This is a genomic window from Burkholderia sp. BCC1996 (assembly GCF_905339955.1).
Classification (GTDB): Bacteria; Pseudomonadota; Gammaproteobacteria; order Burkholderiales; family Burkholderiaceae; genus Burkholderia.
The window spans coordinates 99,458-107,614 of the sequence record NZ_CAJPHM010000024.1; the positions used below are offsets into that span (position 1 = coordinate 99,458).

Consider the following 8,157-nt stretch of genomic DNA (forward strand, 5'->3'; position numbering starts at 1 on the left):
AGGAAGGCTGCGCGTCGTCCGGTTCGGCGTCCGCGACGGCGTATCGAAGCCACGCGGCGCTGGAGCGGCTTGCTGCCGCTCCGCGCGCGTGGCCGTACTCAGGCTTTCAGTGCGCCGAAGATTTCATTGAGCATCGACTTCGCATCGCCGAACAACATGCGGTTGTTGTCCTTGTAGAACAGCGGATTGTCGACGCCCGCATAGCCGGACGCCATGCTGCGCTTCATCACGATCGACGTCTTTGCCTTCCACACTTCCAGCACCGGCATGCCGGCGATCGGGCTCGACGGGTCATCCTGCGCGGCCGGGTTCACGATGTCGTTCGCGCCGATCACCATCGACACGTCGGCCTCGGGGAAGTCGCCGTTGATCTCGTCCATCTCCAGCACGATGTCGTACGGCACCTTCGCTTCGGCCAGCAGCACGTTCATGTGCCCCGGCATGCGGCCCGCGACCGGGTGGATCGCGAAACGCACGTCGACGCCCTTCTCGCGCAGCAGCTTCGTCAGCTCGAACACCGTGTGCTGGGCTTGCGCCACGGCCATCCCGTAGCCGGGCACGATGATCACGCGCTTCGCTTCGCGCAGCAGCTCGGCCGTCTCCACTGCGCTCACCGCGACCGCTTCGCCGGCCGGCTGCGCGGCGCCGCCGCCGGCTGCCGCCGGTGCGCCCGCGCCGCTGCCGAAGCCGCCCGCGATCACGCTGATGAAGTTGCGGTTCATCGCGCGGCACATGATGTACGACAGGATCGCACCCGACGAGCCGACCAGCGCGCCGATCACGATCAGCAGGTCGTTGCCGAGCATGAAGCCGGTGGCGGCTGCCGCCCACCCCGAGTAGCTGTTGAGCATCGACACCACGACCGGCATGTCCGCGCCGCCGATCGCCATCACCATGTGCACGCCGAACAGCAGCGAGATCACGGTCATCACGACGAGCGGCAGCATGCCGTCCTGGATGCTTTCCGCATGCAGGAACGCGCGGCCGTAGTAGATCACGATCAGCAGCGCGGCCAGGTTCAGCCAGTGCCGTGCCGGCAGCAGCAGCGGCTTGCCGCCGATCTTGCCCGACAGCTTGCCGAACGCGATGATCGAGCCCGCGAAGGTGACGGCACCGATCAGGATGCCGACATAAATTTCCACTTCGTGGATCGCCTTCTCGGCGCCGGTGAACTGCAGCGACGTGTCGATGTAGCTCGCGAAGCCGACGAGGCAGGCCGCGAGACCGACCAGGCTGTGCATCAGCGCGACGAGTTCCGGCATCTGCGTCATCTGCACCTTCTTCGCCGCGTACAGGCCGACCGCACCGCCGACGACGAGCGCGGCGATCACGTACGGAATGCCCGCGGCCGACACGCGCGGCCCGGCCACGGTGGCCAGCACGGCGATCAGCATGCCGATCATGCCGAGCAGGTTGCCGCGGCGCGCGGTTTCGGGGTTCGCGAGGCCGCCGAGGCTCAGGATGAACAGGATCGCGGCGCCGATATAGGAGACGGTAGTCAGGTTGGAAGTCATTATTGTCGTCCCCTTATTTGCGGAACATCGCCAGCATGCGGCGCGTGACCGCGAAGCCGCCGAACATGTTGACGGCCGTGAGCGTGAGCGCGCCGACCGCGAGACCGAGGATCAGCCCGGACGGACGATCGCCGGCGTTGGCCAGCTCACCGAGGGGCGGCGCGACCTGCACGAGCGCGCCGATCGCGATGATCGACGAGATCGCGTTGGTCACGCTCATCAACGGCGTGTGCAGCGACGGCGTGACGTTCCAGATCACCATGTAGCCGACGAAGCACGCGAGCACGAACACCGTGAAGTGCGACAGGAAGCTCGCCGGCGCGAACTGGCCGACCAGCAGGAACGCCAGCGCGCCGATCGCGAACACGATCGCGAGCGCCTTGGCCGACATCGGCTCGCCGCTGTGGCCGTGGCCCTTGGACTTCGCCGGCGCGGCGGCTGCCGCGGGTGCGGCCGCTGCAGGCTTGGGCGCGACGGCCGCCTGCTTGATCGGCGGCGGCGGCCACGTGACGTTGCCTTCCTTGATGACGGTGAGGCCGCGGATCGCGTCGTCGTCGAAGTCGACGTTGATCGTGCCGTCCTTGGCCTTGCACAGCTCTTCGATCACGCGCAGCAGGTTGGTCGCATAGAGCGTCGACGACTGCCGCGACAGGCGCGACGCGAGATCGGTATAGCCGACGATGGTCACGCCGTGGCGCACCACGGCTTCGCCGGGCACCGTGAGTTCGCAGTTGCCGCCCTGTTCGGCGGCCATGTCGACGATCACGCTGCCGGGCTTCATCGACTGCACCATCTCGGCGGTGATGAGCTTCGGCGCCGGCTTGCCGGGGATCAGCGCGGTCGTGATGATGATGTCGGCGTCCCTGGCCTGCTGCGCATACATCGCGCGCTGCGCCTGCTGGAAGCCCTCGCTCATCACCTTCGCGTAGCCGCCGCCGCCCGAGCCTTCCTCTTCGTAGTCGACCTTGACGAACTCGCCGCCCAGCGACTTGACCTGATCGGCCACTTCCGCACGCGTGTCGTTCGCGCGCACGATCGCACCGAGGCTCGCGGCCGTGCCGATCGCGGCCAGACCGGCCACACCGGCGCCGGCGATGAACACCTTCGCCGGCGGGATCTTGCCGGCCGCCGTGACCTGGCCGTTCAGGAAGCGGCCGAACGCATGCGCGGCCTCGATCACCGCGCGATAGCCGCTGATGCCGGCCATCGACGTGAGCGCGTCCATCTTCTGCGCGCGCGACAGCGTGCGCGGCAGCGAGTCGATCGCCAGCACGGTGGCGCGCTTCGCGGCCAGCTGCTGCATCAGCTCGGGGTTCTGCGCGGGCCACACGAAGCCGATCAGCGCGCCGCCTTCGCGCATCAGCGCGACTTCGTCGGCGCTCGGCGGGCGCACCTTGAGCACGATGTCGCTGCCGGACCAGAGCTCGGCCGCCGTGGCGGCGATGCTCGCGCCGGCCGCGCGATACGTGTCGTCGTCAAAGTTCGCGCCGGCACCGGCGCCGCTTTGGACGGCCACCGAAAACCCCAGCTTGATCAGTTTCTCGACCACCTCGGGAACGGTCGCAACGCGCCGTTCGCCGGTGGCTGTCTCCAGAGGAACCCCAATCTGTAATGTCATAGTGTGAAAGATGGGTGATGGCCATCGCGAAGCGCTCGGGCCGGTGCGTCAAGGTAACAGAATCATGTGTGTGTTTAGTGGCTCGCGCGACGGTTCGCATTAAAAATGGAACGACCGTTCGCTGGGCGCGAATAGAGTATGCCCGATAACAAAGGCGCCATCGAGGACACAAAATCGTCGAACGCGTCTTCTGCCGTGCTGTTGCGTTTTATCCACGCGCGGGCGATATCGCGTCGACCGAATGGAGGTTGACGATGCGGTCGGACCGCTGCCTCCGCCGTGCGGCGCGGCTGCGTGAGCCGGCCGTCGCGCGGCGGGACTGCGTGGGCTTCCCATAACTGGCTTCCTGCTCGGGTTCCCATGGCCGGCTCCCATTGATGATTCCGACCGGCCGGTAGGTCAATGGCCGGCCGCTTGCCGCAGGCGAATCCGTCGGCACCCCGCGTCGATCGTCGGATCAATTCAGCAGACACCATATCGCGAGGAACGGCGCGTTGCCGGACTGCATCGCATGCAGCGCGCCGGGCGGATTGTGGATGCCGCCGCCGATCCCGGGATCGAACCATGCGCCGTTTTGCTGCCGGAATTCGCCGGCGGTCATGAGCACGTACGCTTCCTCCGGTGCGTGACCATGATCCGGATATCTGACGCCGGGCATCATCAACGAGAAGCCGAGCTGAATGTCGTCGCGGCTTTCGGCGCCGCCGGGCCCGCAGATCATCCCGTTTACGTGCCCATCGATGTAGTTCGGGCTGCCGTCCTTGCCCGACGTGCGACGCGACCAGCCGATCTCGGGTTCGAGCGCCTTGATCAGCCGTGCGACGGTGGCGAACGTCGGGTCGACGCGTGCGACCGACTCGAGCGCCGGGTCGAGCCATTCGCAGGCGGGGTAGCGCACCGCGAGCCGCGTGCCGTTATCCGACGGGGTCTGCAGCCGCGCGAATACTTGCGGTGCGAATGCACGCGCGGCGGGCGGAAGCTTGTCCGATTGAAACAGATCGCCGGCGACCCGGATGAAATCCGCGATGTGCTTCGGGCGTTCACTCATCCTGGTCTTTGCTCCGGTGCTCGTTTGGCATGATGAGATGGAAGTCTACGGAGAAACGTGCCGACCCGGACAGCGAAAAAGGGCGGCCGATTTGGTGCTGGCCGCCATGCGCGTGCCGCGGTTGCCGTCCGGCCAGCGGCACGCGCCGCAATCGACGGCACATCACGCTGCCGCCTTCGGACTGCCGGGGCCGCAGCAGATTCATATTGAAATGGACCTGTGCGTATGCGAATTCGTACAGCTTGCGCTGTTCGTCCGACGGACGGCCGTCGCCGACGAGCCAGGTGCGGGAGATGTCCGAGCAGTAACCGTGCGGCCCGACCAAGTCGGTGTCGAACGCGAGCAGGTCGCCCGCGTGCAGCACCCGCGACGAACACCGATCCGGACACGTGCGAACAAGGCCCGTGAGCGTGCCGTGCGCGTCGTCTGCCGCCGGACTAGAGCTCCAGCACGAGGTCCGACGTAGGGTGGCTGCAGCAGAGCAGCCGGAAACCCTTCTGCACTTCCCGGTCGCGAATCCCGCCGTTGTGCCGCATGTCGACCGTGCCGTCGAGCACCTTCGTTTTGCACGTGCCGCAGATGCCCTGGCTGCAGGATGACGGAATCGCGACGCCGGCCTTCCTCGCTGCCGACAGCACGGTGTCGGCGGCGTTCATCGTGAACGTCTTCGACGAGCGCGCCAACCTGACCGCGAAGGTTTCCGACGACGATTCGGCAGCGGGGGCGGCCAGTGTCGGCGCGACGCCGGCGCCGATGTCGAAGCTCTCCTGGTGATAGCGTGCGGGATCGTGTCCGCCGCTGCGCAGGACGTCGCGCACGGCATTCATGTAGCCCGCCGGGCCGCAGGTGAACGCTTCGCGCTCGGCGTAGTCGGGCACCTGTTCGGCAAGCAACGGCAGGCTGAGCCGGCCGATCGGTCCCGGCCAGTGCGCTTCATCGCCGGCACCTTCACAGACGAAGTACGTGCGAAGGCGCGGCGACAGCGCCTCGAGCCGCTGCAGCTCCTTGCGGAACACGATATCGGCGGGCGTTCTCGCGCTGTGGACGAACACGATGTCCAGGTCGAGCCCGAGATCGATGCTCGCACGCGTCATCGACATCAGCGGCGTCACGCCCGAGCCGGCGGACAGGTACAGCAATTTTGCGGCGGGTGCCGCGGTCGGCGTGAAGCTGCCCGACGGGCCGTAAGCCGCTAGCTGGCTGCCGGGCTTCATGTTGTCGTGCAGCCAGTTCGACATGATGCCGCCGGGCACGCGCTTGACCGTGATGGACACCAGATAGGGACGCGTCGGCGGCGACGAGATCGTGTAGCAGCGCTCGACCGGCTGGCCGTCGACGTTCGCCGACACCGTCATGAACTGGCCGGGTTCGAAGCGAACGGGCGAGCCGTCGCCTACACGAAACTCGAAGCTCCTGACGTCATGCGTCTCGTCGACGACGCGGCAGCACGTCAGCATCTGCTGTTCGCCGCTCGCCCAGGTTCTTCCGGTGCTGTCCCAGGTGCCGGGATCGGAGAGTCGGTCGTATGCTTCGGGTGCGGGATCGAACATGCTGTCTACGGAATTCATGGCATCGCTTCCTTGGGGCGCGTCGCACGTTCGACGTGCGCGCAGTCGTTCGCGAAAGCCGGGCCTCGATGACGGGCGTGCATCGCGCCTCGTTCCGATGGTTCGCTCCGTACCCGGATTGCCTTCGCTGTGCGCCGAGTATTGGCGGGCCCTGAAACAGCGTCAATGCGCTTTATTTTCCGGGCGGCATTACATCAGGTTATGCGTGACGTGTGTCCATACGAACAGCGGCCCGGCTGTCAACGACGAGGCCGTTGCCGATGAATCTCTTGCATGCGATGTTGACCGGATAGAGGGTTAACCCCTGATTCTCTGCCGGCACGCCGATCGCGCGTCGCGTGTGCTGCAAACGGCACCCGAACCCCCGCCCGGACGCCCGTTTCCGCCATCGCCCCGCGCATCGTGTGGCCGGTTTTGTCACCATGTGGGCCGGATATGACAATGGAAAACCGCCGACGCGGCATTACGATGGGCCACGACGTCGCCTGGCGCTGGCCGGTTTTGCCGCAGCCGCCCGGGCCGCGCGCCTCATTCACCGCCTGATTTGGAACATCGACCATGAGCTATAACGCCCCTGTCAAGGACATGCTGTTCGTGCTGAAGGAACTCGCGGGCATCGACACCGTTGCGCAGTTGCCGGGTTTCGAGGACGCCGGCTATGACACGGCGCAGGCCGTGCTCGACGAATCCGCGAAATTCTGCGACGAGGTGCTGGCGCCGCTGAACGTCGAGGGCGACCGCAACCCGAGCAGCTGGAAGGACGGCGTCGTGACCGCGACGCCGGGTTTCGGCGCCGCATTCCGCCAGTTCGTCGAAGGCGGCTGGCAAGGTCTGCAGCATCCGGCCGAATACGACGGCCAGGGGCTGCCGAAGCTGATCGCGACGCCGTGCATCGAGATGCTGAACGCGGCGAACCTGTCGTTCGCGCTGTGCCCGCTGCTCACCGACGGCGCGATCGAGGCGCTGCTGACGGCCGGCACCGACGAACAGAAGCAGCGCTACGTGCCGAAGCTGATCTCGGGTGAATGGACCGGCACGATGAACCTGACCGAGCCGCAGGCCGGTTCGGACCTGGCGCTGGTGCGCTCGCGCGCCGAGCCGCAGGGCGACGGCACGTACAAGGTGTTCGGCACCAAGATCTTCATCACGTGGGGCGAGCACGACATGGCGGACAACATCGTCCACCTGGTGCTCGCGCGCACGCCGAACGCGCCGGAAGGCGTGAAGGGCATTTCGCTGTTCATCGTGCCGAAGTTCCTGGTCAACGACGACGGCTCGCTCGGCGCGCGCAACGACGTGCACTGCGTGTCGATCGAGCACAAGCTCGGCATCAAGGCGAGCCCGACCGCGGTGCTGCAGTACGGCGACCACGGCGGCGCCATCGGCTATCTGGTCGGCGAGGAGAATCGCGGCCTCGAATACATGTTCATCATGATGAACGCGGCGCGCTTCGGCGTCGGGATGCAGGGGATCGGCGTGGCCGACCGTGCCTACCGGAAGGCCGCGGAATTCGCGAAGGAGCGCGTGCAGAGCCGCCCGGTCGACGGGTCGGCCAAGCAGTCGGTGACGATCATCCATCACCCGGACGTGCGCCGCATGCTCGGCACGATGCGCGCGCTGACCGAGGGCGCGCGGGCGCTCGCGTATGTCGCGGCCGCGCACAGCGACATTGCCCACCGCCATTCGGACGAGGCGACGCGCACGCGTCATCAGGCAATCTACGAATATCTGGTGCCGGTCGTGAAGGGCTGGAGCACGGAGATGGTGAACGACGTGGCGAGCCTCGGCGTGCAGGTGCACGGCGGGATGGGCTTCATCGAGGAAACCGGCGCCGCGCAGTACTACCGCGACGCGCGGATCCTGGCGATCTACGAAGGCACGACCGCGATCCAGGCGAACGACCTGGTCGGCCGCAAGACGATGCGCGACGGCGGCGCGGTGGCGAAGGCGCTGATCGCGGAGATCGGCGACACCGTCGCGGCGCTCGGCAAGGTCGACGGCGCGGCGGCCGCGTCGATGAAGGCGCAGCTGGAGAAGGGTGCGCGCGCGCTGTCGACGGTGGTGGACTACGTGGTCGCGAACGTGAAGCAGGACCCGAACGCGGTGTTCGCGGGCAGCGTGCCGTACCTGAAGCTGGCGGGCGTCGTGCTGTGCGGATGGCAGATGGCGCGCGCGCTGCTGGCGGCGCACGCGAACCGCGCGAGCGACACGGCGTTCTTCGATGCGAAGATCGCGATCGCACAATGCTATGCGGAACACGTCCTCGTGCAGGCAGGCGGGCTCGAAGCGTCGATCGTCGGCGCGAAGGGCAACGAGAGCGTGCTCGCGTTGACGGAAGACCAGTTCTGACCGTAACGGTCGGGGCGCAGGAGGAGACAGGATTTTGACCACACAGGACTTGCTCGCGCA

The 8,157-nt window shown here is 66.8% G+C and carries 5 protein-coding genes and 1 pseudogene; 1 reads left to right on the top strand and 5 read right to left on the bottom strand.

Features of this window, described 5'->3' with window-relative positions; genetic code table 11:
- Positions 1-98: 98 nt before the first annotated feature.
- The 5 genes and pseudogenes from pntB to U4Z64_RS29240 form a co-directional block, all read right to left on the bottom strand.
- Positions 99-1,514 carry a Re/Si-specific NAD(P)(+) transhydrogenase subunit beta gene (gene pntB / locus U4Z64_RS29220; RefSeq protein WP_321804160.1) on the bottom strand — a complete coding sequence of 472 codons (1,416 nt, stop codon included), beginning with the start codon at positions 1,512-1,514 and terminating at the stop codon, positions 99-101.
- 13 nt (positions 1,515-1,527) lie between these two features.
- On the bottom strand, positions 1,528-3,132 hold the full coding sequence (locus U4Z64_RS29225; protein WP_321821797.1) for a Re/Si-specific NAD(P)(+) transhydrogenase subunit alpha: 1,605 nt from the start codon (positions 3,130-3,132) through the stop codon (positions 1,528-1,530).
- A gap of 457 nt (positions 3,133-3,589) precedes the next feature.
- On the bottom strand, positions 3,590-4,180 hold the full coding sequence (locus U4Z64_RS29230) for a dimethylsulfoniopropionate lyase (RefSeq protein WP_321821798.1): 591 nt from the start codon (positions 4,178-4,180) through the stop codon (positions 3,590-3,592).
- Positions 4,173-4,604 (bottom strand): annotated as a pseudogene (locus tag U4Z64_RS29235) (M24 family metallopeptidase); the annotation flags it as partial. The pseudogene U4Z64_RS29235 and the gene U4Z64_RS29230, both read right to left, overlap by 8 nt.
- A gap of 13 nt (positions 4,605-4,617) precedes the next feature.
- Positions 4,618-5,748: a hybrid-cluster NAD(P)-dependent oxidoreductase gene (locus U4Z64_RS29240; RefSeq protein WP_321821799.1), complete on the bottom strand. Its 1,131-nt coding sequence runs from the start codon at positions 5,746-5,748 to the stop codon at positions 4,618-4,620.
- 558 nt (positions 5,749-6,306) lie between these two features.
- Here U4Z64_RS29240 and U4Z64_RS29245 point away from each other — a divergent pair.
- Positions 6,307-8,097 carry an acyl-CoA dehydrogenase gene (locus tag U4Z64_RS29245; RefSeq protein ID WP_321821800.1) on the top strand — a complete coding sequence of 597 codons (1,791 nt, stop codon included), beginning with the start codon at positions 6,307-6,309 and terminating at the stop codon, positions 8,095-8,097.
- Positions 8,098-8,157 lie beyond the last annotated feature (60 nt).